The organism is Sphaerospermopsis kisseleviana CS-549, from assembly GCF_028329225.1.
In the GTDB taxonomy this organism is placed as follows: domain Bacteria; phylum Cyanobacteriota; class Cyanobacteriia; order Cyanobacteriales; family Nostocaceae; genus Sphaerospermopsis; species Sphaerospermopsis kisseleviana.
Genome location: NZ_JAQMTI010000279.1, coordinates 12,658 through 36,639 on the forward strand (window position 1 = coordinate 12,658; position 23,982 = coordinate 36,639).

Annotated in this window: 20 protein-coding genes; 7 read left to right on the forward strand and 13 right to left on the reverse strand. The window is 35.3% G+C overall.

All coding sequences use genetic code 11. The features are described from left to right. Positions 1 to 74: 74 nt before the first annotated feature. From PN497_RS22295 to PN497_RS22325, 7 genes are all read right to left on the reverse strand, one after another. Complete coding sequence (locus PN497_RS22295) at positions 75 to 842, reverse strand: ATP-binding cassette domain-containing protein (protein ID WP_096567369.1); 768 nt, start codon at positions 840 to 842, stop codon at positions 75 to 77. Between the two features lie 154 nt (positions 843 to 996). Beyond that, positions 997 to 1,377 (reverse strand): DUF423 domain-containing protein, encoded by a 381-nt coding sequence (locus PN497_RS22300; RefSeq protein ID WP_096567371.1) that lies wholly within the window; start codon positions 1,375 to 1,377, stop codon positions 997 to 999. A gap of 31 nt (positions 1,378 to 1,408) precedes the next feature. Further along, positions 1,409 to 1,885 carry a hypothetical protein gene (locus PN497_RS22305; protein WP_096567373.1) on the reverse strand — a complete coding sequence of 159 codons (477 nt, stop codon included), beginning with the start codon at positions 1,883 to 1,885 and terminating at the stop codon, positions 1,409 to 1,411. Between the two features lie 229 nt (positions 1,886 to 2,114). Next, positions 2,115 to 2,798, reverse strand: coding sequence for a magnesium protoporphyrin IX methyltransferase (gene bchM, locus PN497_RS22310; protein WP_096567375.1), 684 nt, complete (start codon positions 2,796 to 2,798; stop codon positions 2,115 to 2,117). Positions 2,799 to 2,984: 186 nt separating this feature from the next. Further along, complete coding sequence (locus PN497_RS22315; protein WP_096567377.1) at positions 2,985 to 3,815, reverse strand: metallophosphoesterase; 831 nt, start codon at positions 3,813 to 3,815, stop codon at positions 2,985 to 2,987. 325 nt (positions 3,816 to 4,140) lie between these two features. After that, entirely contained in the window at positions 4,141 to 5,562 is a 1,422-nt protein-coding gene (locus PN497_RS22320; RefSeq protein ID WP_096567379.1) for an FAD-dependent oxidoreductase, read from the reverse strand. A gap of 219 nt (positions 5,563 to 5,781) precedes the next feature. Next, the gene (locus PN497_RS22325) at positions 5,782 to 7,956 is read right to left on the reverse strand and encodes a DEAD/DEAH box helicase (protein ID WP_096567381.1); all 2,175 of its coding nucleotides are present in this window, start codon (positions 7,954 to 7,956) and stop codon (positions 5,782 to 5,784) included. Between the two features lie 134 nt (positions 7,957 to 8,090). Here PN497_RS22325 and PN497_RS22330 point away from each other — a divergent pair, with 134 nt between their 5' ends. After that, on the forward strand, positions 8,091 to 9,488 hold the full coding sequence (locus tag PN497_RS22330; protein WP_096567383.1) for a serine/threonine protein kinase: 1,398 nt from the start codon (positions 8,091 to 8,093) through the stop codon (positions 9,486 to 9,488). Between the two features lie 140 nt (positions 9,489 to 9,628). On the opposite strand, the gene PN497_RS22335 is transcribed toward PN497_RS22330, so the two are convergent. The 3 genes from PN497_RS22335 to PN497_RS22345 all read right to left on the reverse strand — a co-directional run bounded on the left by PN497_RS22335 (position 9,629) and on the right by PN497_RS22345 (position 13,937). After that, the gene (locus PN497_RS22335) at positions 9,629 to 10,954 is read right to left on the reverse strand and encodes an ATP-binding protein (protein ID WP_096567385.1); all 1,326 of its coding nucleotides are present in this window, start codon (positions 10,952 to 10,954) and stop codon (positions 9,629 to 9,631) included. A gap of 145 nt (positions 10,955 to 11,099) precedes the next feature. After that, positions 11,100 to 12,386, reverse strand: a complete 1,287-nt coding sequence (locus PN497_RS22340; protein WP_272110873.1) for a tellurite resistance TerB C-terminal domain-containing protein — start codon at positions 12,384 to 12,386, stop codon at positions 11,100 to 11,102. Between the two features lie 222 nt (positions 12,387 to 12,608). Beyond that, entirely contained in the window at positions 12,609 to 13,937 is a 1,329-nt protein-coding gene (locus PN497_RS22345; protein WP_272110875.1) for an ATP-binding protein, read from the reverse strand. Positions 13,938 to 14,014: 77 nt separating this feature from the next. Between PN497_RS22345 and PN497_RS22350 the strand changes: the two genes are divergently transcribed. The 4 genes from PN497_RS22350 to PN497_RS22365 all read left to right on the forward strand — a co-directional run bounded on the left by PN497_RS22350 (position 14,015) and on the right by PN497_RS22365 (position 17,948). Beyond that, positions 14,015 to 14,323: a TMEM14 family protein gene (locus PN497_RS22350; protein ID WP_096567388.1), complete on the forward strand. Its 309-nt coding sequence runs from the start codon at positions 14,015 to 14,017 to the stop codon at positions 14,321 to 14,323. A 617-nt stretch (positions 14,324 to 14,940) separates the two neighbouring features. Further along, the gene (locus PN497_RS22355; RefSeq protein WP_096567390.1) at positions 14,941 to 16,179 is read left to right on the forward strand and encodes an aminoglycoside phosphotransferase family protein; all 1,239 of its coding nucleotides are present in this window, start codon (positions 14,941 to 14,943) and stop codon (positions 16,177 to 16,179) included. 76 nt (positions 16,180 to 16,255) lie between these two features. Next, positions 16,256 to 17,371 carry a T3SS effector HopA1 family protein gene (locus tag PN497_RS22360; RefSeq protein WP_096572644.1) on the forward strand — a complete coding sequence of 372 codons (1,116 nt, stop codon included), beginning with the start codon at positions 16,256 to 16,258 and terminating at the stop codon, positions 17,369 to 17,371. Between the two features lie 127 nt (positions 17,372 to 17,498). Further along, positions 17,499 to 17,948 carry an acyl-CoA thioesterase gene (locus PN497_RS22365; protein WP_096567392.1) on the forward strand — a complete coding sequence of 150 codons (450 nt, stop codon included), beginning with the start codon at positions 17,499 to 17,501 and terminating at the stop codon, positions 17,946 to 17,948. Between the two features lie 39 nt (positions 17,949 to 17,987). Here the strand turns inward: PN497_RS22365 and PN497_RS22370 are convergent, their stop codons facing one another. The 3 genes from PN497_RS22370 to menA all read right to left on the reverse strand — a co-directional run bounded on the left by PN497_RS22370 (position 17,988) and on the right by menA (position 21,611). Next, a complete protein-coding gene (locus tag PN497_RS22370) occupies positions 17,988 to 19,361 on the reverse strand; it encodes a 2-succinylbenzoate--CoA ligase (RefSeq protein WP_096567394.1) in 1,374 nt (457 codons plus the stop codon). Between the two features lie 179 nt (positions 19,362 to 19,540). Further along, complete coding sequence (locus PN497_RS22375; protein ID WP_096567396.1) at positions 19,541 to 20,476, reverse strand: o-succinylbenzoate synthase; 936 nt, start codon at positions 20,474 to 20,476, stop codon at positions 19,541 to 19,543. Positions 20,477 to 20,711: 235 nt separating this feature from the next. Continuing rightward, complete coding sequence (gene menA, locus PN497_RS22380; protein WP_096567398.1) at positions 20,712 to 21,611, reverse strand: 2-carboxy-1,4-naphthoquinone phytyltransferase; 900 nt, start codon at positions 21,609 to 21,611, stop codon at positions 20,712 to 20,714. Positions 21,612 to 21,909: 298 nt separating this feature from the next. On the opposite strand from menA, the gene PN497_RS22385 reads away from it, so the two are divergent. Together PN497_RS22385 and PN497_RS22390 are read left to right on the forward strand one after the other, a co-directional pair. Next, a complete protein-coding gene (locus PN497_RS22385; protein WP_096567400.1) occupies positions 21,910 to 23,337 on the forward strand; it encodes an isochorismate synthase in 1,428 nt (475 codons plus the stop codon). Between the two features lie 380 nt (positions 23,338 to 23,717). Next, the gene (locus tag PN497_RS22390; protein ID WP_096567402.1) at positions 23,718 to 23,981 is read left to right on the forward strand and encodes a hypothetical protein; all 264 of its coding nucleotides are present in this window, start codon (positions 23,718 to 23,720) and stop codon (positions 23,979 to 23,981) included. The last annotated feature ends 1 nt before the right edge of the window (position 23,982 follow it).

Genomic DNA, 23,982 nt, shown 5'->3' on the forward strand with positions numbered 1-23,982 from the left:
ATGTATCTGAAGTATTAATTCAGAGTTAATAAAGCGTTTAAATTCAACCTTACTCCCCACTCCTGACTCCTTTCTTAATTAAGTTCTTCCCAATGTTTTAAAGCATTCAAACAAGATAAAAAAGCCTGTGCTTCAGGATGCTGGGATTTAATAAATTCTCTTCTCGTTCCTAAAGCAACTAAATTTCCTTCATACATTAAACCAATTCTGGAGGCTAAAAAGAAAGCTTCTTGAATATCATGGGTGACAAATATCACGGTTTTTCCTAATTGTTGTTGTAAATATTGAAACTGTTGTTGTAATTCTAAACGAGTAATAGGATCTAACGCCCCAAAAGGTTCATCCATTAATAGTATAGGTGGATCTGCGGCTAAAGCCCTAGCAACTCCTACTCTTTGACGTTGGCCTCCTGATAGTTGATGGGGATAACGTTGGGCAAATTTTGTAGGTTCTAAACCTACTAATTCTAACATTTCATGGACTCTTGTTTGAATTTTATTTGCTGACCATTTTTCTAAAGATGGTACAATTCCCACATTTTCAGCTACGGTAAAATGGGGAAATAAACCTGTTTCTTGAATAACATAACCTATGCGTCTTCTCAGTTTAATTGCATCCCATTGGGTAGTTGGTTTTGACTGTACTAAAACCTGTCCTTGGGTGGGTGTCAGTAAATGATTGATTAATTTTAAAGTTGTGGTTTTACCACTGCCACTACGCCCTAATAAAATTAATGCTTCTCCTTGATAAATGCTAAGATTTAGGTTAGATAATAGAAGACGGTGATTAATTTTAAAACTGACATTTTTAAATTCAACTGCTAATTCTTTTGTTGGCGACATAAGAGTGTAATAAAACAATCAAAGGTGATCATGAATAATGGAATATTTTAAATGCAATATTTTAGGAGTCAGTAGGGGTTTAGAATTTCTAAACCCTTACAGGTATCAGGATAAATAGTTCCTACAACCTATTATCTCTGATAACTGATAAATATCAAAATTTGATAGTTGCAGCAGTAATAGCTAAAGCAGCCCAACCAGCCATTAATGAAACTCCTCCTAATGGTGCGATCGCTCCCAGTGATTTTATACCAGAAAATGTGATAGCATACAAGCTGCCAGAAAAAATCACCACACCAATAATAAATAACCAGCCACTAGCTAACAGAGTTGTAGGTGGAGTTTCAAAGCGACTGATGAGGATAGCCACTAACAACAATGCCAGGGCATGATACATTTGATAACGTGCGCCAGTGTCGAAAATTTCCAACATTCTTTCACTGACTTTTTCCCGCAAAGCATGAGCGCCAAACGCACCAGCAGCTACAGATAAACCACCGAAAATAGCAGCTATGGTTAAAAAAATCTGTGTCATTATTACCTAGCTATAAATGAGCAAAGCGACATTAAACATCAAAGTGATATGATACCCCTCCTTCTTCATTGACTTGAAAATTAGCATTAAATTCTTTAGCTTTTTGGTCTAAATATTCTTTAGCTTCTGCGGCTGGTAACTGTGACTGCATGGCAAAACCTAACAATGTAATTCTGCCATTATTTGTTTGTAATATTTGATAAAATTGGGATTGTAACCGCTCATGATTTTGTTGAGTAATCGCTTTTTTATTTTGTCGGCTTTGCTTATATAGTCCTAATGCTAACCAACCACCTAATATCAAACTAGGAACACCAAAAATAATACCCCCTACTATAGTGTCATTATTCTCATAATCGGGATTTTGCCAATCATACTCATCTTGAGTAGGTATATTTATTGATTTTTCTGCTGTCAGTTTTTCAATTCCTGCGGTTACTGATATCGTTAAAAACATGAATCCGAGTGTAAGCAGCCAACCAGCAGCCAATTTTTCCGCCGTTTTCATAGTTTTACTTCTGAGTTAGACTTTGCTTGCGATTTTAACCTGACTTGCTTTTATGTTCCACTAATATTATCTCGTTCCCAGTCTCCGACTGGGAATGCTATGAAGAGGCTCTACATTTGATTTAATCGCAGCCAGAGTCTGCTACAATTCATTTTTATACAGAGTATGGGAACGAGAAAACGAGAAATAACGGGAAATACAGAGTATGGGAACGAGAAACAAGGAATTTTTACCTTGTAGCTTCTAACAAGCGGGAAAAATAGAAACGGGTTCTAGTCATGGCTTTTCTTTGTATTTTAAAGCCATTTTTCTCCAGAATTTTCACTACATCTGCTTCACGGTGTAAATAAGCACGAGTTGTTTTACTTGGTCCTGGGAAGAAAGTACCTATTTTTTTGAGGATAGACAGAAAAAAGGTTTTTGGGGCAAAACTAATCATGATGCGTGATTGTGCCAAAGAACACAGGTGAGAAATCATTTCATCTGCTTTTTCTTGGGGGTAATGAATCAGCACATCCAAACAAATAACTGTGTGATAATTGCCACTTAACGATTCTAAGTCTTGTACTGTAAAATCAGGATTAACTGTATTTTTTAAAGCTAATGCAGCCCTATCCTGTGCTTCTGAGACCATTTTGGCGGAAATATCACTGGCGTAAACTTTAGCACCTTCAGTAGCCAGGGGAATACTGAGACTACCAACACCACACCCAGCATCGCAGATGGTTAACTGGGATAAATTGTTATCATCTTTTAACCAGCCGATGACGGTATCTACGGTTTGTTGATGTCCAGTACGGATATCTAGCTGTACTTTGTTGACCTCACCATCTCCATAGATGCGTCTCCAACGGTCAAAACCTGTAGAGTTGAAGTATTCGCGGACTATTGTTTTATCGTCGGCTGCGTTCATGACCTTAATTTTTGACAGTTAACAATTCTTAAAATTATAATAAAATAATGTCAGAATTTAGAAGTCAGGAGTCAGAATTTTTGATAATTTTTGATAAATTGATAGATTATCAAATAGTGATTTTTGGCTTAACCTCTCAAACATTGACTGCTGAAAGCTGATAGATATTTTATGATCTGCCAATTTTTATTTACTTTGTAAAGTAATGATAGTCACTTCTGGCGGACAAAATAAACGTCCTGGTAAATAAGTACCTAAACCGCGATTAATATATAGTTGATTTTTGCCTATTTTATGGAAACCTTGTGACCATTCCCAATGATTACATACAGGGTGTTTTTTTCTGAAAAATGGCAGGAAATTTTGTAATATTTTGGGTGTTATTCTGAGAATTTTATGTTGAATCATTAAGACAGGACCCAACCCAGGAATAACGATTTGTCCGCCGTGAGTATGACCAGATAATTGCAAATCTACGCGCCATTTTTGCAATATTTCTGCTGTATCTGGGTTATGGGATAAAACTATGCAAGGTGTATCAGGATCTAGTTGGTTCATCACTGGTGTAGGATTAAATTCTTTTGAGTAAAAATCTGCTAGTCCTACAATTGGTAATTCTTTTCCTAATGGATAGGAAATTTGATTCCAAAGAACATGAATACCTATATTTGTTAATGTGGTTGTCACTTCAGTTTGGGAATTTTTATAATATAAATCGTGGTTTCCTAGTACGGCATAAATACCATGACGACTTTGCAATTTTTTCAGGTATTTTGCTAGTTGATCAAGGGTTGCAGTGCTGGTGGTGATGAAGTCGCCGGTTAATAAAATTAAGTCGGGTTTTGCTTGGTTAGCGATGGCGATCGCCTGACTTAACATTTTATCTGATAACCGTACACCATCATAGTGAAAATCTGACATTTGCACCAGTTTTTTACCTTGTAATGATGCAGGTAAACCCGCAATTTTTACCGTTAATTTTTCTGTCGTCAACGGTCCAGATAATAATCTGTGCATAATGATTTTGATGATTTTGAATAGTGTTATTTATAAGTTAACTGAAAACTTTCGGGTTGTTTGTAGGAATAAGATAACTTTTGGAAAATTTTACAAAATTTGTGTATTTTTACGTGTTTTTATTTAAACTTTTTAAACATAACTTTAGTTTTTTTCAAATCCCTGAGTTTTTTACGAGGATGTTTAAAAAGTAGTAAAGTTTACAGAATTAGGGCGGGCAAGACTTGTACTGAGCTTGTCGTTCGCGTAGCGTGGCGTTAGCCATAGTATGCCCACTCCACAAAAGCTAATGTCAACCCTAACAAAGCGGATAAATTCTGAAAACCTACTCTAAAACAGCAGGTAGAGATTTGGTTAAATTCTCCCCATGACTCAAATTTTCGCCTTGAACGTGGAAAGTTAACACCTGTTTCAAAACCTGCATGAAAATTCTGGGATGGAAAAATGCCCTGGGAGGTTTGATCATGTTGATTACTTCTAAAAACAACTGATGAACTTCGCCACTTTTGCTTTGTAAAACCAGCACTTGTTCTAAATATTTTTGCATCATTTTATTGATTAAACTGGGTTTTCCTCCCTCGGTGGTAGACCAACGGAAATCTTCACCTGTAGCAATCATCCAAGGTATACTAATTACCTTGTTAAGTTGTTTTTGAAACCGTCGAGATAGACCAGTTAAATTTTCTTGCTTACTTAAACATTCATCCAGAGTTACAGCACCTAAAGCAGCGGTAGTCATACCTTGACCGTAAACAGGATTGAAGCTACAAACAGCATCACCGACTACTACTAAATTTTCTGGGAATCTAGACAGTTTTTCATAATGACGCAGACAGTTTTCTGTGCGTTTATAGGCGTAAATTGGTGAAATTGGTTGAGCGTTTTTGATGGTTTCGTAAATAATAGGCGATCGCAAACTGCGAGCAAATTCCAAAAAACCACCCTCATCCGTAGGTGGATAATCTCGACCTATACCCACCAGTGTCACAATCCACCGATTACCTTCAACTTTATAAATCACACCCCCACGAGTACCTGGTGGTTGTGCTGTTATATACACTGAATGCCAATCTATTTGCAAATCTGATGGAATTTGATACCAGCGACTAGCGTAGCCTAAAAAAGAATTAACAATTGTTTCCTGGGTTGGTTCATAGCCCATTTCTTGCAACCAGTGAGGTGTGCGCGAAGTTCGTCCAGTTGCATCTACCACTAAATCCGCAAATATCTCTATTTCCGGTTCATTACCAGTGCGTATCCGTACACCAGTAACCTGAGTTTTGTCCGCGTTTGATAAAAAGCTAGTTACCTGTGTACCTAACCTCAATTTTACACGATCATTTGCCACCAAACGCCGGCGGATAATCCACTCTAGCAAATTCCGGCTACAGGTGTGGGTAGCTAAATGAGAGTGAAAACGGGGACACCATCCGCTAGAACCCAACCAAGGAACATCCGCTGTCCAATTTACAAAAGGTGTACCTGACTCTGCTAATTCAGCAAGTATACCAGGAAACAATTGTTCTAAAATCTGTTGCCCCCGTATCAGTAGGGCATGAACATGAAAAGATTGGGGAACACCAGGGCGTTTTTCTGGTTGTGCAGTTGACCCTAGCCAGTCCTTTTCTACAATTATTACACGGTCAAAATACCAAGTCAGCACCTGAGCCGCCAACATTCCGGCGATGCTTCCACCAATCACAACAGCAGTTTTTTCTGTAGATGTGGAATTATTTGAATACATCATTTCAAAATAGACTGAGTTAAAACAAATTTATGTTACATATCAGAATTTTATCAAAATTTTGTGGTTTGGGCATGGTTCGACATAGTTCGACTCCGCACTTCGACTTACTTCGACTACGCTCAGTACAAGTCGCTCAGTACAAGCTCACTAACCGCTGAGTACAAGTCTTGCCCGCCCTAAATATACAACTTAAATGATTCAATTTTTGCTGATCCAAAATCACCATTTTAAAACCTCTTTCCTCATCTCCTCTATATCTAAATAATCATTGACAAATGCTTTTCTTAACAACTGATCAGGAATAAACTGATCATATTTTTGTAATTTCGGTGCTTCTGCATGACTCACTAAATGTTCTGCTGTAATTCTTTGCTCACATAAAGAGGCAATTTCTGAATAAACCGATGAAAACTTATCCTTACCTAATTTCAACGTCAAATAATAAGGATTCATACCCCCAATACTGCTAATTTCCAAAGATTCTCGACAAAAACAATTTAATAATCTTTCTAAAGTTCGATAACCTACCGTACCCATCCAAGGAAAGATGCAGCATTTATTTTTTTCTAATTGTATAATATTCTGTTTATCTAATCCCACATTGCGCGTTAATTTCCTCACTTCCTGCAAACGCAATTGAGCATTTTTTTGTAAATAACTATATTCTGTATCTTCTAACAAAACCTGACGCATTCTTTGTAAAATTCTCCCATGAATATTCCCACTTCCACCACGCCAATAGATATTATCTTTACCATTAGCCTTACCTTCAACTTGTTTAACCAAAATCACCTGCTTTTTAAAATCAACTTCTAACACTTCCCAACTATTACCAGCTAACCCAAATTGATTACCCACAGCAGGAGGTGTAGCAATACTACCTATTTCTGTTGTCCCTTGTTTCACAGTATATTCTTGATAGTCAGCAAACACAGCATAAAACTGAAATTTATTAACTACTTTTTCCCCTGCTAAACCAATAATTAATTTACCAGTTTCCGTTTTTTGAATGTGATTAATATCAATTAAATAACGAAGTAAGGTTTTATAATTATCTTGGGAAATATTAGCAAAAGGTGATAAATTCAAAATTTGTTGAGCTAAAGCAGCAGGTGAAATTGCTCCCGTTGCTGCTAAAATACTCATAGTTTGATGATAAAGTAAACTAAAAGGATATTTAATTGGTGTAATTGGTTCTATCCAACGTTCTTCTAAATAAAGTTGAATAATAGCGATACACTGTAAAAGTTGCCAGGGAATTTGATCTGGTAAAAAAGCTTCTGATAATGGTTTTTCTTCTGCACAAATAAAACGCATATCCGCAGTTTCTCCCCTTCTCCCACTGCGTCCCAATCTTTGTAAAAAACTTGCAACAGATAAAGGTGATTCTAATTGAATAACTCTTTCTAAATAACCGATATCTATCCCTAATTCTAAAGTTAAAGTTGCTGCTGTCACCGCAGGAGTATTAGCTTCTCGCATAGCATTTTCCGCAGCTTGTCGTAAGCTGGCAGAAATACTACCATGATGTACATGATATATATCTGGAAATCCTGCGGTTTGTGCTATGTTCCGCAAAGAAGAAATAACAGATTCTGTTTGATTCCGGTTATTAGCAAAAATTAAACATTTACGAGATTTGGTAAGGTTAAAAATATATTTTTCATAATCAGATTCATCAATATCTTCATTAATAAAAAAATGTTCTAAAGCTAGTTTTAATTGCCGCTTTCCTGCTTCAACATTTGGAGTAATTACTGGTTTATCTGTTCCTGAAATTAACCATTTTTCCGCTACTGAATAATCACCAAGAGTTGCAGATAAACCAATGCGTCTAGGTTTAATTTTGGTAAATTTGGCTAATCTTTGTAATTGACAAAGAATTTGACAACCTCTTTCTAAACCCATAAAGGCGTGAATTTCATCAATAATAATAAAACGTAAATCAGCAAATAATCTGCTTAATTCCTGATGTTTATTGATTAATAAACTTTCTAAAGATTCCGGTGTAATTTGCAGAATGCCTTGGGGATTTTTTAAAAGTTTGTTTTTGCGACTTTGAGATACATCACCATGCCAAGAATATACAGGAATATCTGCGGTTTTTAATAAGTCATTGAGGCGTTGGAATTGGTCATTAATTAAAGCTTTGATAGGACTAATATACAATACACCTATAGTAGTAGATGGTTTTTCCTTTAGTAAAGTTAAAATAGGTAAAAACGCCGCTTCTGTTTTTCCCGCAGCAGTGGCAGCAGCAACCAGCAAATGAGCATCAGTTTGAAATATAACTTCACAAGCCGCAATTTGTACTGGTCTTAATTCTGTCCAATTGTGAAGATAAATGTATTCTTGGATAAAGGGAGCAAGTCTAGAAAATGTGCTGTTACTCATAGATAGCAGGATATTCACAGAATGTTGTATACAGAATTTTGTGTTTTATATTAGTTGCTGACTTCAGTAAGCTTACAGTAAGCTAGTAACAAGAAGTCAAGTGATCAATTTAATGAAGTTGTAAAATTAGGAAAATGACAAATCAAGATGCAGGTGATCTTACCAAAGAGACGTTATTAGAACGCTACGAAGTCCAGCAACAACTAGGTAAAAAAGCAGGAAGGAGGACACTGTTAACTCGTGACTTACAAACCCAAGAACTGGTAGTAGTGAAATTACTAACATTTGATGATGATTTTCAATGGCACGATTTAAAGTTATTTGAGCGGGAAGCAGAAACCCTCAAATCACTTTCTCATCCTGCTATTCCTCAATATTTAGATTATTTTGAATTAGACACACCAAACTACAAAGGATTTGCACTGGTACAAAGTTATATTCCTGCTGAATCTTTGGAAATGCAACTGAAAGCAGGACGCAGTTTTAGTGAAAAAGAAGTTAAACAATTAGCAACTGCATTGCTAGAAATTCTCAAATATTTACACAGTCAGCAACCACCAGTAATTCATCGTGATATTAAACCGAGCAATATATTATTAACAAATCGCTCTGGTAATAGTGTTGGTGATGTTTATTTAGTTGATTTTGGTTCAGTGCAAACTATTGTTAGAAGTAATAGTACCATGACTGTTGTGGGTAGTTATGGATATATGCCACCTGAACAATTTAGTGGTAAAGCTAGTCCTGCTTCTGACTTGTATGGTTTGGGTGCAACTTTAATTTATTTAGTTACAGGTCAACATCCAGCAGATTTACCGCAACAAGATTTAGTCATTAAATTTGAAGAAGCTGCAAATATTAGTCGTGATTTTAGTAATTGGTTGCGGAGAATGACACAACCGATGTTGAGTAAACGTTTTACTTCTGCGGATCAAGCTTTACAAGCTCTACAAGTACCTATTAATAAAATTCCTGCTCCAGTAAGGACATCTAATTTGATTTTAGAAAAGCCTTTTGGTAGTCAGGTGATGTTAAATAAAAATGCTGAGTTTATAGAAATTCTCATTCCCCCCAAATCAGGAATGTCTAAGGTAGGGGTGATGTTTGTTTGGTATTTTACGACCGTTTTACCGCTTTCTATTGTTTTTTCCATTTTTTCACCTATATTTGGTATCCTTTCACCTTTGCTACCTACACTTAATATATTCCTATTGATTTTTATCGTTCTACTGTCTTTATTTGGCAAAAAAAGACTGTATATCAATAAACGAGAAATTTCTTTATGTTATGACTTATTTGGTATGAGGCGCTATCATCCTCTTCCCAGTTACAGAAAGAATATTATTCGTTTGGAGCGTGGTAGTATATATTATAATCTTGCTCCTCATCCCTGTTTAATTATCTGGGCGGGGCTGACAAAGTATGAAATTAATACCAGTCAAAATAATATGTTTTCTGTTAGTACCATAGAATTAGATTGGTTAGCACAAGAACTTAGTGAATGGCTTGGTTTACCAATTACAAAAGAGTAATTTAAAAGGTGACACCTGTAAGGGCGAAGCATTCGGGCGATAAATTATCAATTTTGATCACAGGTTATTTTCCGAATGCTTCGCCCCTACGACTCCTGACTCCTATCCCCTAACCACAAGACTTTCTCAGCAACCCCTAGTTATAAACTAAATTCGGCAGCATCATCATCTAAATAGCTATCTTTACCTGCTACCGTAAGTTGAAAATTATCACCGTGAATTAATTCAGAGAATTTAATTTCTGGGTTTTGATAAAGAACATTTAACACACTAATAAAATCCCGAATTATTTCCCCTGGTGTTAATAAAGCTTCTGCACCTAAGCGAGTCACAATTTCTTGGACAAATTCTTTTAAATCTGTCTCTTTTAATCTTGGTTCATAACCAAAATTTAAGGCATGAATTTCTGTTAATCTTTGGAAAAGTGTAAGTATCTCTGTTTCTGTTAAGGGGTGCAGACGCATCACAGGCCCGATGTATTCTTGTACATTAGCGTGGGTAACAAATCGGCTTTCTTTGGTGCGTCTGCGCCAAGCTGGATCGGCAAAAAGTCCCCGGTTTGGGTCTTCTAAAAATTGAGTAGTTCCACCAATGAAAATCCCCAGATTTTCGGCTTTACATTGCATGGTATCGTTAAACATTCCCAAGAGTCTATTATAGTTCTTTTCACGAGTAACTGTAGTGGATATTTGATATAAATTTACTGCTTCATCTATTAAAATTAACAGTCCTTTATAACCGATTTCTGCAACGAATTTAGCTAATAATTTAATATAATCATACCAAGTTTCATCATCAATAATGACACGCACTCCTAAAGCTGCTCTAGCTTCAGTTTTGGTGTTAAATTCTCCTCTTAACCAGCGTAGGGAGGCGTTTTTTAATTCTTCATCATCTAAGCGATAACTGCGCCAATAAGCAATAATGACACTACCAAAATCAAAGCCATGAACTAAGTCTTCAATATAATGAATTACTTCCCGAATTTTGTTTTCTACTTGGTCATCAAAACCTACATCATTGGGACGCATTCCTGTTTCTTTGGCTACTTCTTGCTGAATTTTATTAATCCATCCTTCTAAAATGGAAATTAAAGCACCACCATCAGGACGGGTTTTTGTAGCTAAACGACTCATTAATTCTCGATAGGTTGCTAAACCTTCATTGTTGCTTCCTCCTAGTCTTCTTCCAGAGGATAAATCAACATCAGCAACTACAAATCCTTGCTCCATTGCATGGTTACGAATCATCTGTAGCATGAAGCTTTTTCCTGAACCGTAATTACCAATTATAAACCGAAATGCAGCTACACCTTCTGCTATATCATTGAGATTTTGTAAGAGGCTATTTAGTTCTTTTTCTCTACCTACGGCTATATGTTCAATTCCGGTTCTGGGAACTACTCCTGCACCCAGGGAATTGATTAAAGCTGTGGATACTTTTTTTGATATTTTCTGTTTGCTCATGTAGTTTGTATTAGTGTTTGTTATTAATTGATTTTTCCTTGAAAGCATAATATATTATATCATAAAAGTACAATTTTTTCTATTCAATCAATGGTTAAAATTAGTTTGGTTAAAATTAGTTTATAAATGAGGGCTATTTATTTCTCTAATCTTCATGAATTGCTATAATTTTTTGGACATTGAGCAGATGTTCTGGGTAAATTTCCGGTTTGTCTTCTGCTGTTTCAATAATTAATTCACCAATAGTATTTTTGGCGATTTCATTGATAGCATCAATTAATAAATTAGGCATGGTGATTTGTGCCTCGGCAATTTGTTTAATAATAGCTTGGGGATTATCTTGTTCGATTATGGCTTTTAATACCTGAATTTGATGGGTTGGCATTTGTTCTAAAAAATTCCTCCATTCTGAAGGTAGCTTTTCTTCTATAGGTTCTAGTAATTCATCAAAGGGAAATAATTCAACTTCATTTTCCTGGGTATTATCAGATAATGGTTCTTGATTGAGGTTTTCTATGTTTTGCAGTAGTTCCCAAACTTGGTTTTGTAATAAGTCTCGCTCATCTTGTAATAAGGAAATTTGATTGTGTAATTGGCTAATTTCTGCCTGTTGTGCTTGTTTTTGATTTTGTAAATTTTTCAGTTTATTTTCTAGATTTTCTTGGGCGTTAATTGTCTCTTTTAATAAGTTATTTTTAGTGAAGACTTTGCTTTCTAAGTCTTGGATTTCTATTCTGAGTTCATAGAGTTTTTCTTCTAGTTGGGGTTTGAGTCTATTGGAGAGAATCAGGTGATTTTCGATTTCTTCTTTTTCTTGCTTAAATGCTTCTATTTGGGCTTGTAATTGGGTTATTTCTGAACGGGATACGTTACAATTTAGCTCTAAACGGCGTTTTTCTGCTGCTAGTTCAGAACAAGATTTTTTGAGTTCTATTGTGCTGCTTTCTAATTTGTCTATGGCATTTTTTATACTATTAATTTCTAGCTCCAAATGCTTTTTTTGTCCAGCAAAATTACCTATTTCTCGATGTAAATTATCTCTTTGATTACGAGATTCTGCGATTTGATTTTGTAGTTGCTGTGATTCTGTATAGAGAAGAATTTTATGTTGTTGTACTTGTTCTAATTCTCTGGCAATGCGATATTTTAAGCCTTCCAATTCTCTAATTTTTCTATAGAGAGAACTTAAAACCATCAGTTCATAATTTCTGCGTCTTTTATCCACAAATAAGGCGGCTGAATAGGTGGCAAGTACGGTAATGATTCCAGTAACTAAGGCTTGAGTAAAATCCCAGTTGGGAACAAGACTTAAACCAAAACTTACACTAAAGGCTGATACCCCTAAAATCACTTTATTGCTTACTATTCCTGATTGCATTTTGCTGGTTTTTAGCTTATTAATCTGGTGAGAATCAGTAGTTGTTAAGGTCATTATTGTTCACATTTTATTGAAAGTCAGGGTGTGTTACAGCAGGAGTCAGTGGTTCGGCTTCGCTCACCAACCGGAGTCATGAGTAAAACTAGCTTAGTGTATAGGTTTCAATTTAGATTCTGTACCTCATGGATCTGCAATCTGCTGTATTTAAAAATTTAATAGTATAGCTGTCGCTAAGTTAAGAGTTTTAAAAGCTGACTGCTGATTGCTGTAAATTAATTACAGTCTATTTTTATTATTACCATACACAGCTAAATCTGCTTTTAAGAAGTCAATAAACTGCCGTGCTGTGCGGCCAGAACGGCCATTATGACGAGTTGCCCATTGTAAAGCTTGAAATTCTAAATCTTCGGGTTTAAGATTAATGCCTGTTTGTACTGCTAAATGCTGAACAATGTGTAAATATGTTTTTTGATCTGCGGCTTCAAAGGTTAATGTTAAACCAAAGCGATCGCTAAAGGAAAGCTTTTCCTGCATTGTATCCCAAGCATGGACTTCTTCGTTATCCTTGGGGGTAGGTCTATCATTAAAATACTCTCTAATCAAGTGCCGACGGTTGGATGTAGCATAAACAATTACATTTTCTGGTCTAGCGGTTAAGCTGCCTTCTAAAACTACTTTTAGTGCTTTAAAAGCATCATCATCTTCCTCGAAGGAAAGATCATCGACAAAGATAATAAATTTTTGCGGCACTCCTCGTAAATGTTCAACAATTTTTGGTAAGTTTTGTAATTCTGATTTTGCCACTTCGATTAAGCGCAGGTTTTTGTCGCTATATTCGTTTAATAAAGATTTTACTAAAGATGACTTACCAGAACCGCGACTACCGTATAGTAATACGTGCAGTGCTGGTTGTCCTGATAATAAAAACAGGGTATTTTTTAACAAAGCATCTTTTTGCCAATCGTAACCTACTAATGTATCTAGTTTAACTGGATCAGGATAGAGTATACCTAAAAACTGCCCATCTTGCCACCTAAAAGCGCGATATTGGGCAAATAAACCAGTGCCATGCTGTTGATAATAAGCGGCTAAGTCTTCAACAGCATCAGCCCAAGTATCTAATTGTTGTAAAGTGCTGATTAAATCAGTATCAACTTCTACTGCTTGGGGTTCTTGATACCAGACGACTGGGGAAACTGGCAAATGAGATACCACTTGCACCCACTCACTTAAAACAGCACTATTACATTCATATAAATTTTGTAAGGCTTGTAAATCATGCTGGGCTGCTGCAATTAAGGCTGGTGGTAAATCAGTAAATTCTCGCTGTTGAGCTAGTCTGGTAAAGGGGTTATCCGCAATGAGAATTTGTTTAATTAAGTATTCTTCCCAGGTTTGTTTACTGGCTGCCAAAGCTTGAAAATAATTACCGTAAGCTTGGAGACAGTCGCGCCCATCTGCGTCAGTGTAACGTATAGCTTGCAGCAGATCAAGAAATGCGATCGCTACTTCGCCTTTAAGAACTGATTGGTAAATTAAAAGAGACGCTGCTTGGCGTTGGAAGAATTGAACTTTGGTGTAAGACGAAGTATTTACGGTAGACATTCCTTGATTATCCATCAATTAACTGTATTTGTCTGCTCAATCTAAAAGTAAAATCCAAATCAACACAGGCTGTAACAATGAATTTAGGTATAGTTGCCGCTTTTGGCTACGGCATTTTAGCATTATTAGGCGGAATCATTGGCTACATCCAAGCCAAGAGCAAAGTTTCCTTAATTAGTGGTATAATTAGTGGCTTATTCATTATCTTTGCTGCTTACTGCCAACTTCAAGGACAAAGCTGGGGTTTAAGTGTAGCAGCTTTTGTTATTGGTGTGTTAGTATTTTTCTTTTCCATTAGATTGGCTAAAACACGGAAATTTATGCCTGGGGGATTGATGATTATTTTTGGGATCGTGACATTAGTAGTCATATTGAATCAAATTTAACGAAGGCAGGAGGCAGGAGGCAGGAGGCAGGAGTCAGGAGTGAAACTGGCGAATGTGTCTAGCTTTCAATTTTGATTCTGTACCTCGTTGATATGCAATCTGCTGTATCAGTAAAGATAAAAGTTGAGTGAGTAAATTTGGTCTTTACAGGCGAATTTTAGCCCACATAACAGCGATTAATGTTTAATTTGAAACATACTGTTCCTAGTAAGCCTGATTTTAGTACAATTATATTATAAATAAAGGCGTGATTTTTATGACACATTGAGGGTATGGATAAAAAAAATCCTTGAGAGCAAAGGATATGAACTAGCAATTATTAAATTGTTAGTAAAAATTACGATTAACAAGATTTAAACAAAGAACTCTATATATACTAGAGTTAGTATTATCAATAGTGTAAAGATTTTATGGTATCTTCAGTATACTTTAAAGGAAAAATAAAGGTAAATTTGCCATATTGGCAGGTTTTCCTGAAATAAATAGGATATTACTAGATAGTAGCAATCTTTATTAATGTTTGCGCTATTGTAGCTATCTACCTAATCCTAAGCAGAGGAAATCAAGGCATACCTAAGTAATTCTTTCAGCAATTTAAGCAACTAGGAAATTAATACATGATATTATCACTGTCTTCTCAAAATGTTATCCAGTATCTGCACAAAGCAGGTCTGTGTAGCTCAGAAGATGGCGCATTATATGAATCTGATTTACCAGAAAGTGGCGGTAATAATCGGAATTTACTGGTGAAGCTGGCAGATAATCGTAAACTTCTGGTTAAACAAGAACAATGCAGGAATTTTGATAGCAGTCCCCATGAATTTTTTAATGAGTGGCTGTTTCATCAATTACTGGATAAATTTCCAGTGCTGGGGAATATTTCGGCGATCGCATCATTATTGGTCCATTTTGATGCAGAAAATTATATCCTGGTTCGTAGTTACCTCAGCGAATATATGGAACTGGGGAAATTTTACGAAAATAACAGTATTTTCCCCATTGAAATTGCCACCGCCATTGGTAATACATTAGCGGTGTTACATCGTTCTACTTTCCAAAAACGAGAGTATCGTGATTTTATGGATACTGCTCCCCAAGGACAGTTTCGCTATCACTATTACAACCCAGCGCAAGGAATAGGATCAATAAATCAAGATATTTTTGGCAATATTCCTACAGAAGCACTCAAATTGCATACACTCTATCAACAATATGAAAGTTTAGAATCAGCGATCGCCGATTTAGCTTATGAATGGAAACCTTGTTGTTTAACTCACAACGATTTACAATTAAACAATATTTTGGTGCATTCCCGTTGGCAAAATCTAGATAACTGTTTGGTAAGATTAATTGATTGGGAAGCTTGCACTTGGGGAGATCCAGCCTTTGATTTAGGTACTTTACTAGGAAGCTATGTCAAAATTTGGCTTTCTAGTTTAGTAGTAGATCCCAGTTTAAATTTAGAAGAATCTCTAAATTTGGCAATCATTCCCTTAGAAGTTATTCAACCTTCAATTTTGGCAGTTATCCACGCTTATCTTCATGCTTTTCCCATAATTTTGGATTACCGTCGGGACTTTATTCTGCGAGTGATTCAGTTTACAGGTTTGGCACTAACTCACCAAATTCAAAACATGATTGAGTATCACAAATACTTTGATAATACCCACCTGTGTATGCTAGAAGTTGCCAAAAGTTTGTTAATTATGCCTGAACAAGCAGTATTAACTATTTTCGGCAGTTCCGAAGCAGAAATTCTCCAATCAGTAACCGGATTAAACACCAAAGCTAAACCTGAAAAAGAAAAACAACTACTACGGATTTATTACGAAAAAACTCGCCTACGTGGTTGTTAGTATTTTAGGTAATATTTTAGGTAGTATTTTAGGTAGTATTTTAGATGATATTCAAATTTGGAGGTGCAATTTCTTCATGTTAGATAACTCTACTAATCAAATTCTCAATTCTTTATTTGATATTGCCAGCAATATTCAGATTGCCCCAAACTTTTGTATTCAACATCCCAATTATCAACCTTTTGCATTGCCAGCGACAGTAGCGAATAGATTTAAACACAATTCACCAGATTTACAACATAAATATCTGGCTTTACTATTGCGGAATTTTCTCCACGGTATTTATTATAATGGTTCGCTGCAAACTGTTTTATCAGTCAATGCCGAAGATGGTAATTACTCACAACAGAACTCACAACAGAACTCACAACAGAAAAGTTTAGAGCCAAATTATAATGTGGGTATTGATTGGGATTTTTATGAGCAATTACACCAAAATAATCATGGTATAGGTAACTATGATTCTAATTGGGAAGTATTAAGACGAGAACCAGATAAAACTCTAGCAGTAACTAAAAATGGGTTAACATTATATGTTGAACCAGAATGCTATCTCAAATCAAGTAAAAAGTCGATAAAAGTAGGTGATTTAATAGCAATTTGGATGCCAAAAAACCGTTTACAAAATAACTGTTATGTGGCGGTTAGTAATTTAGGACAACAACGCCAAAATACATCCGAGACTAATCTAGGAGTAGGGCGAATTTATTTTAATTTTAGTCCATCAGGTGCGATCGCTCTCATGGATACCCTCACACAACAACTCAATAACGCCCATATTCCCTTTAGTTTTGAAGTTCTTTATAACCCCGGTGCTTATGGGCGGTATGATGCTGGTACACTTTATTTTGAAAGACAAGATTACCCCATAATTCACAAAATTCTTCAGACAGTTTACCAAGAAAATCAATCTTATTTTCACCCAGAAATTCCCCTATTTACCAAATATTTAGCACCTGGACTGAGTTTAGCAGAAGAACCAAACCAAAAATTTGCCGCCCAGGAAAGTTTTGGGATGAACCGTTGTCAAATAGTTGCTAATGCTTTGTTAGAAGCTTGGGAAAAAGGGAAAAACGCCATTGAAGAACGTATACAGATTATTAACCAACACTTTGCACAGCATTTAATTGATGTACAACGTCCTTACCTTAACCCCAGTTCTGAAGATATATATATCCCATTAAATTGTTAATAACTTAGTAAGTATTCAGCTATCAGTAATTTGTGTTTTTTGTGAGTTTTGCTGATAGCTGACTGCTGACTGCTTACAGAAAATGTAATTTACCTGTTTTTTTGTTTTAATAGAGGATTTTTAGACGATGATTTTTACATATCAAAGAACTGTCAGATTTGCCGATACTGATGCTGCTGGAGTCGTTTATTTTGCCAACATTTTAAGTATTTGTCATGAAGCTTACGAAGAATCACTTTGGCATTCTGGCATAAATATCAAAACTTTTTTTACACATCCATCTGTTGCTTTTCCCATCGTTCATGCAAATGTAGATTTTTTGCGTCCGATTTATTGCGGTGACAAGTTAATGATTAGTTTAATACCCCAAAAAATAAGTATTGATAAATTTAACATTACTTATGAAATTACCATAACTGATGTAATAGTTGCTAAAGCAATTACTCGCCACGTTTGTATTGATCTCAATAGTAGAACCAAGCAAGAATTACCAGAAGAGATAATTTCTTGGTTAGAAACGAACCGCAGAGACGCAGAAGGTGCTGAGAGAAGAAAGTCAAGGGAAGAGATTATGTAATTGATAATTGATAATTGATAATTGATAATTGATGATTAATTATTCATAATAATGAGATGATTTAGCTAAAAAATCCAGTGCTATTTGTTGCAGTTGTTGACGGTTGATTTTACCTTGTTCATTACGAGGTAATTTTGGTAGGGAAATCCAATATTTAGGAATTTTAAACCTACTAAGTTTATCCTTGAGTTGACTTTCAATATTTAAAATAGAAATATTTGAATGCTGAGGAATATAAATAGCTGTTAATGCTTCTCCCCAATCTTTATCAGGTATACCAATTACACAAACATCAATTACCATATTTGTTTTTATAATCGCTGATTCAATTTCTATCGGATAAATATTTTCACCACCAGAAATAATTTTATTACTACTACGTCCAATAATATGTAAATATCCATCTCCATCTACAAAACCAATATCATCTACTACTAAACTATCCCTATTTTCCCAAAGTTGGGGATAATAACCTAAAGCCAAAGATTTAGCTTGAATATTAATATTTCCCGTTAAATTATTAATAGTAATTTCTGCATGGGGGAGAATTTTACCACTGTTAACATTACCCTGCAAAAATTCATCAGGTTTCAAAGTTGCAACCTGAGAAGCTGTTTCTGTCATTCCATAAGTAGGTGCTAACCTAATATGATGAAATCTCGCTTTTTCTAACAATTCATCCCATGCTGGCGCACCTCCTAAAAGTACAGTTTCAAACTCAGATAGCCATTTTGTGAGTTGTGTATTTTGCAGCAGTCTTTGTAACTGAGTAGGAACTAAAGATATAAAAAAATCTGAAGGATTAATATTTGGTATTTGTTGAAATTCAATTTCTTTAAATCGAGTAATCACTAATTTACCACCTGTGGTAAAACTTCTCATAAACTGCATTAAACCACTGACATGATACAGCGGTAAAATACAAAAAGAATTTACTGTTTTTAACTGAAAATACTCTGTAAAACCTTGTACAGATGCGGTTAATGTTTCCCATGTATGAATTGTAAATTTAATCTTTCCCGATGAACCACCAGTAGGAATCATGATAGAATTGGTAATTGGTAATTGGTAATTGGTAATTGGTAAATGAGGAGTAAACTGACAACAATCTCCCCAAACTATATCTGGTTGTACCAAATTAAAAACTTGTTCCCATTCATTTTTACCCCAGTCTGGGTTACATAAAAAAACTGGACATTTCGCAGCACAAGCAGCAATGAAACAAGCTAAAAATCTCACTGGTTCGCGTTCAGATAAAATGATTTTTGGTAGTGTTGTATTTTTAGATAATTCGATTATTTCTAAAAGTCCTAAATATAATTCTGTAGCTATTTGATAAAATTCCTGGCTATTATCAACAATTAACCAATGATGATTTTTGAGTTTTTCTAAATACTCTAAAGGTTGTTCCATAGACTTTGAGGCCAGTTTGCTTGTAGTTGGGTAAAATGGGAGCATCCCAATGAAAGGAAAAATGAACGCAGCAACACTAAAAAATCTCTCATAATCTCTTACCTTTGTGTGCTTTTCGTCCTTTGCGGTTCAATCATATCAAGTCTTGGAGCATTTTATTTACCTAGTTAAAAATAAATTTACACATTTGGGATGCTCCCAGTAAAATAGTGATTGATGCCAAAACCGACTGCGCGATTATTGCTAGATAATTCTGCTGCTAATTTTAGTGCAGCTTGTCTACCAATGGCAGTTTCAAATACAGATGAGAATACCACATCAATTTGATGTTGTTGGCAAAATTTTCTTAACCTTGATGGTGAACCTACTATACCAGGTTTAATGACAAAAATACTCCGCCAACCTTGTTGATAACAATTTTCCAGTTGTTGTAATGTAGCTACGGATTCATCTAAGGCAATTTTTGTACTATAATAATTACTTAATTCCAGCATTTCTGAGAATTTATCTACAGGTAATGGTTGTTCAATAAATTCAATTTGATTGGGGAAATTATCGCATTTTTCTAACCATAATTTAGCTGCATTATCATCAAGTCCACCATTAGCATCTAACCGCAGTTTTGCTGATTCTGGTAATTGATCAATCAGTAAATTTAAAATTGCTAATTCTTCGGTTATATCATTAACTCCAATTTTCCATTTAAAGGTTTTATAACCTTGTTTCCATAAATTTTGCCATTGATTTAAAGCCGCTTTTCCTGCTGGTAATAATCCGCTAAAATTCAGATGATGGTAATTTAGAGATTCGTGATTTTCTTGTAAATTCTCTAGTGCTGATTCAAAACCAAATTGACAAGCTGGCAATTGATTGGGAATATCAAAAATTATCTCTGATGTAATTTCTCTTGGTAGTTGATGACAAAAATCTAAAGCTTCTTCTAAAGTTTCCGAACCAAACCAAGAAATAGGGGCAATTTCCCCCCAACTCACTTTTCCTGTCATATCCACAAGTCTGATAATTACACTTTCTCGTATTTCCCAAACTCCATGATTGGTAATCACAGGACGAGTGAATTTTTGACTAATGTTGCGAAAAGAAAATTGATATTTCATGTTGAACAATTGATAATAGATAATTGACAATTGACAATTGACAATTGACAATTGTTTCATGCAATGTTGAAAAATTATCAACTTTCCATTAGACATCTCTAGAAAAGAAATTATGGAACTTATGTATGGGGGCAGGTCGAAGCTTATGGGATATCTATATCTCTGATTTTTCCGTTAAATTATCGCCCATAAGCTTCGCCCCTACGTTGCCCCTACGTCGCCCGACTCCTTACAATTATCCCAGCATAAATCCTGTACCCAATAATAAGCAAGTCCAGAAATGTACAGCAACAGCAATGAATTTAGAGTTACTAACTTTTTCTGGTAAGTGATGATTTTCTAAAACATGACGACATAATTTAAACGCAAAAGGTAAACTTAGCCAACTTAATAAAGTCCAAAGGGGGAAAATTCCTAACACAACTAATAACAAAGATAAGGGATAAATACTAGCTGTAAACCAAACTAATACCTGTGCGCCTTTTTCTGTACCTAACCGCACAATAGGCGATCGCTTTCCTGCTGCTATATCATCCTTAACTTGGTGAAAATGTGAACAAAATAAAACTAAACTGGTGACAATACCAACAATCACAGAAGCTGCTAAATTAGTCATTGACCAAGTTTGAGTTTGACTGTAATATGCTGCTGTCATTCCCAATGGTCCAAAGGCAAAAAAGCAAAGAATTTCACCTAAACCCTGGTATCCTAAACGAAAAGGAGGTCCTTGGTACATATAACCCAAAGCACAGCATAGCAAGATTATACCAATTACAGTAGGGTCTTTTTGCAAAAAGGCGATCGCAATTATCCCCAACAAACCCGAACTTAAACACAAATTACCTAACCAAAACATTAACTGCTTATTACCAGTTAAATTCACCAAAGAATGATGTTTATTTTTATCAATACCTGTTTCTGCATCAAAAACATCATTACTGATATTTTCCCAAGCTAAAATTAAAATTGCCGCAGTCATAAAAACTGCAAATATTAAACCATTAAAAATCTTAGTTTCTGCAAATGCTACCGCCGAACCTACCCATATAGGCATAATAGCAACACTGTACATTGGCGGTTTGATAGCAGCCATCCATAACTTATTTTTGGGTATTGATATCTGATTTGTAGTCATCAGTCTTGATAAATTAAATTACTAAAAATTGACTTATCAATTAGATTTTATAGTTGGCTGAGACATTTTACAGTAGTAAATTACCAAAAAATGCTAATTTTGTGATTGATAGTTTACCTACTGTTAACAAAACTTGACTTGACATTTTGCAGTATTCAAGAGTATGTGTTTTCAGTTTTACCAGAACCCAGCAAATTAGAGGCTGGTTAATGGTAACAGAATATGCTACCTATAGAAATACGACCATGACTTATTACACTTTAGGAAGATAACTTAAAAAAAATTAACTTATACATCCATGACAATTTCACCATGTCGCAGCAGTTTCTTTATAGAATATAAAGATTTGCATCAATTACTGTTAGCAGTGCAAGAAAAGTGCTATGAACAGCGTAGCCAGCAAATTGTGAGTATTTCCCTGGCAATTGATTTCATAGATCCTTTAGTGGTATTAGATAAGTTTGCCCAAAAAAATACATTAAACTTTTACTTTGAGAACAGAAGTAAAGGTGAAGCTATTGTAGCCATTGATGCTATCAAAAAATTAGATATTAGTGGTCAAAATAGATTTCATAAAACCGAAGAATTTATCAAAGATTGTCTCAACAACGTCATTAATTTTGGCAATATAAACCCTGTAATGGGGCAACCTTTTGCCGGTACTCACTTTTTTTGTAGCTTCAGTTTTTTTGATCAGCATCACTATTTAGATTATCCATTTTCATCTGCTACTATTTTTCTGCCTAAATTACAAGTAGCAGTCAAAAATTCATCTTGCACTTTAGTTGTGAATCATTTAATTCATGCTGACATTAATATTCAAACAATATTACGGGAATTACAGGACAAAATTAAAACTCTCCAATCTTTAGTAAAATCATCGCCAAACATTGAACATTCTTCAGCCAATTTTATTAAAACCAAGATTAATAATGCCGATAATTTTAAATATTCAGTATTATCAGCTTTAGAAAAAATTGAATCCAAACATTTAAGAAAAATTGTTTTAGCCGATGCTTTAGATGTCAAATCATATAATTCTTTTAACTTATTCAAATCTTTAAATAATCTGCGACATTTCCATCCTAATTGTTATGTATTTTCTATCAGCAATGGCAAAGGACAAAACTTTATAGGTGCGAGTCCAGAACGGTTAATTAGTATTCAAAATCAGGAACTCATTACTGATGCTTTAGCAGGTTCAGCCCCCAGAGGTAAAACACCAAATGAAGATGCGGCCAATGCCAACAACTTAGTTAATAGTACCAAAGAAAAACACGAACATAACCTAGTAATTGATTTTATCACCCAACGTTTATCACAACTCGGTTTATTTCCCCAAATTTTATCACCACGTCTGCGACAATTATCTAATATTCAACATTTATGGACACCCATTACTGCGGTAGTACCTGCTAACGTCCACCCTTTAAAAATCGTTGCCCAATTACATCCTACACCAGCGGTTGCCGGTGCAGATAGAGATATTGCTTGTGCAGAAATTCGCTGTTATGAAAAATTTGAAAGGGGTTTATATGCTGCACCTTTGGGATGGGTAGATGCAAAGGGAAATTGTGAGTTTATTGTGGGTATTCGTTCAGCTTTAATTGATGGCGATCGCGCTAGACTTTATGCAGGTGCGGGTATTGTCGCTGGTTCTGATCCTGAGAAAGAATTTGCTGAAGTGCAGCTTAAACTTCAAGCATTACTCAAAGCTTTGGTTTAGGTTTTGGTAAATAATTGTTTCCATCCCCTTGCGGGGAAGTTGATTTGTAAAGAGTTCACTTCTGGAAACTTTACTGAGCAAGGGTTTCAGATACCCCAATCTACACACCTTTTTTTATTGAGAAAAAATCAGTGCTTATTGATAAAAAACTGACTCATTCAAGAGTCAAAAGCCTTGCTACAAAAGCAATCGACACAGGTCAACGAATTTATTAGGTTTTCAAGGTTCGGGGGACGTGTGTCGATGTTCTTGATACACTTTTTATATGTACAACACATCGCCATAAATGTCAAGTTTTTGACAGATGACAATACCTTTGCCATTTTCCCGTAGGTTGGGTTGAACGAAGTGAAACCCAACTTACAGCGATTTTCAGGTAAATGAACCACATTTTTTCATCTCACGCAAAGACGCAAAGGCGCAAAGGAAGAAAGGAAGATAACAAGAAGGATGTGGTACAAATACATGAAAACTGCTGTAAACTCAACGTATTTGTTGGGTTTCGTTCCTCAACCCAACCTACAAATCAAGATATTTTTGATTTTGGCGAAGGTATTGATATTGGTATAAGTTTGCTCGGATGTGAGGAAATATCTAATTTTAGTATTCCCCATCCAGAAGCAAAAATCCCAAATATCTATTAAA

Bases quoted from the DNA above. Each gene is read 5' to 3' on its own strand.
- PN497_RS22325 (WP_096567381.1), bottom strand. From the start codon at position 7,956: ATGAGTAACAGCACATTTTCTAGACTTGCTCCCTTTATCCAAGAATAC.
- PN497_RS22385 (WP_096567400.1), top strand. From the start codon at position 21,910: ATGACAATTTCACCATGTCGCAGCAGTTTCTTTATAGAATATAAAGAT.
- PN497_RS22355 (WP_096567390.1), top strand. From the start codon at position 14,941: ATGATATTATCACTGTCTTCTCAAAATGTTATCCAGTATCTGCACAAA.
- PN497_RS22390 (WP_096567402.1), top strand. From the start codon at position 23,718: ATGAACCACATTTTTTCATCTCACGCAAAGACGCAAAGGCGCAAAGGA.
- PN497_RS22330 (WP_096567383.1), top strand. From the start codon at position 8,091: ATGACAAATCAAGATGCAGGTGATCTTACCAAAGAGACGTTATTAGAA.
- menA (WP_096567398.1), bottom strand. From the start codon at position 21,611: ATGACTACAAATCAGATATCAATACCCAAAAATAAGTTATGGATGGCT.
- PN497_RS22360 (WP_096572644.1), top strand. From the start codon at position 16,256: ATGTTAGATAACTCTACTAATCAAATTCTCAATTCTTTATTTGATATT.
- bchM (WP_096567375.1), bottom strand. From the start codon at position 2,798: ATGAACGCAGCCGACGATAAAACAATAGTCCGCGAATACTTCAACTCT.
- PN497_RS22350 (WP_096567388.1), top strand. From the start codon at position 14,015: ATGAATTTAGGTATAGTTGCCGCTTTTGGCTACGGCATTTTAGCATTA.
- PN497_RS22340 (WP_272110873.1), bottom strand. From the start codon at position 12,386: ATGACCTTAACAACTACTGATTCTCACCAGATTAATAAGCTAAAAACC.
- PN497_RS22295 (WP_096567369.1), bottom strand. From the start codon at position 842: ATGTCGCCAACAAAAGAATTAGCAGTTGAATTTAAAAATGTCAGTTTT.
- PN497_RS22305 (WP_096567373.1), bottom strand. From the start codon at position 1,885: ATGAAAACGGCGGAAAAATTGGCTGCTGGTTGGCTGCTTACACTCGGA.
- PN497_RS22335 (WP_096567385.1), bottom strand. From the start codon at position 10,954: ATGAGCAAACAGAAAATATCAAAAAAAGTATCCACAGCTTTAATCAAT.
- PN497_RS22365 (WP_096567392.1), top strand. From the start codon at position 17,499: ATGATTTTTACATATCAAAGAACTGTCAGATTTGCCGATACTGATGCT.
- PN497_RS22345 (WP_272110875.1), bottom strand. From the start codon at position 13,937: ATGTCTACCGTAAATACTTCGTCTTACACCAAAGTTCAATTCTTCCAA.
- PN497_RS22315 (WP_096567377.1), bottom strand. From the start codon at position 3,815: ATGCACAGATTATTATCTGGACCGTTGACGACAGAAAAATTAACGGTA.
- PN497_RS22300 (WP_096567371.1), bottom strand. From the start codon at position 1,377: ATGACACAGATTTTTTTAACCATAGCTGCTATTTTCGGTGGTTTATCT.
- PN497_RS22370 (WP_096567394.1), bottom strand. From the start codon at position 19,361: ATGGAACAACCTTTAGAGTATTTAGAAAAACTCAAAAATCATCATTGG.
- PN497_RS22375 (WP_096567396.1), bottom strand. From the start codon at position 20,476: ATGAAATATCAATTTTCTTTTCGCAACATTAGTCAAAAATTCACTCGT.
- PN497_RS22320 (WP_096567379.1), bottom strand. From the start codon at position 5,562: ATGATGTATTCAAATAATTCCACATCTACAGAAAAAACTGCTGTTGTG.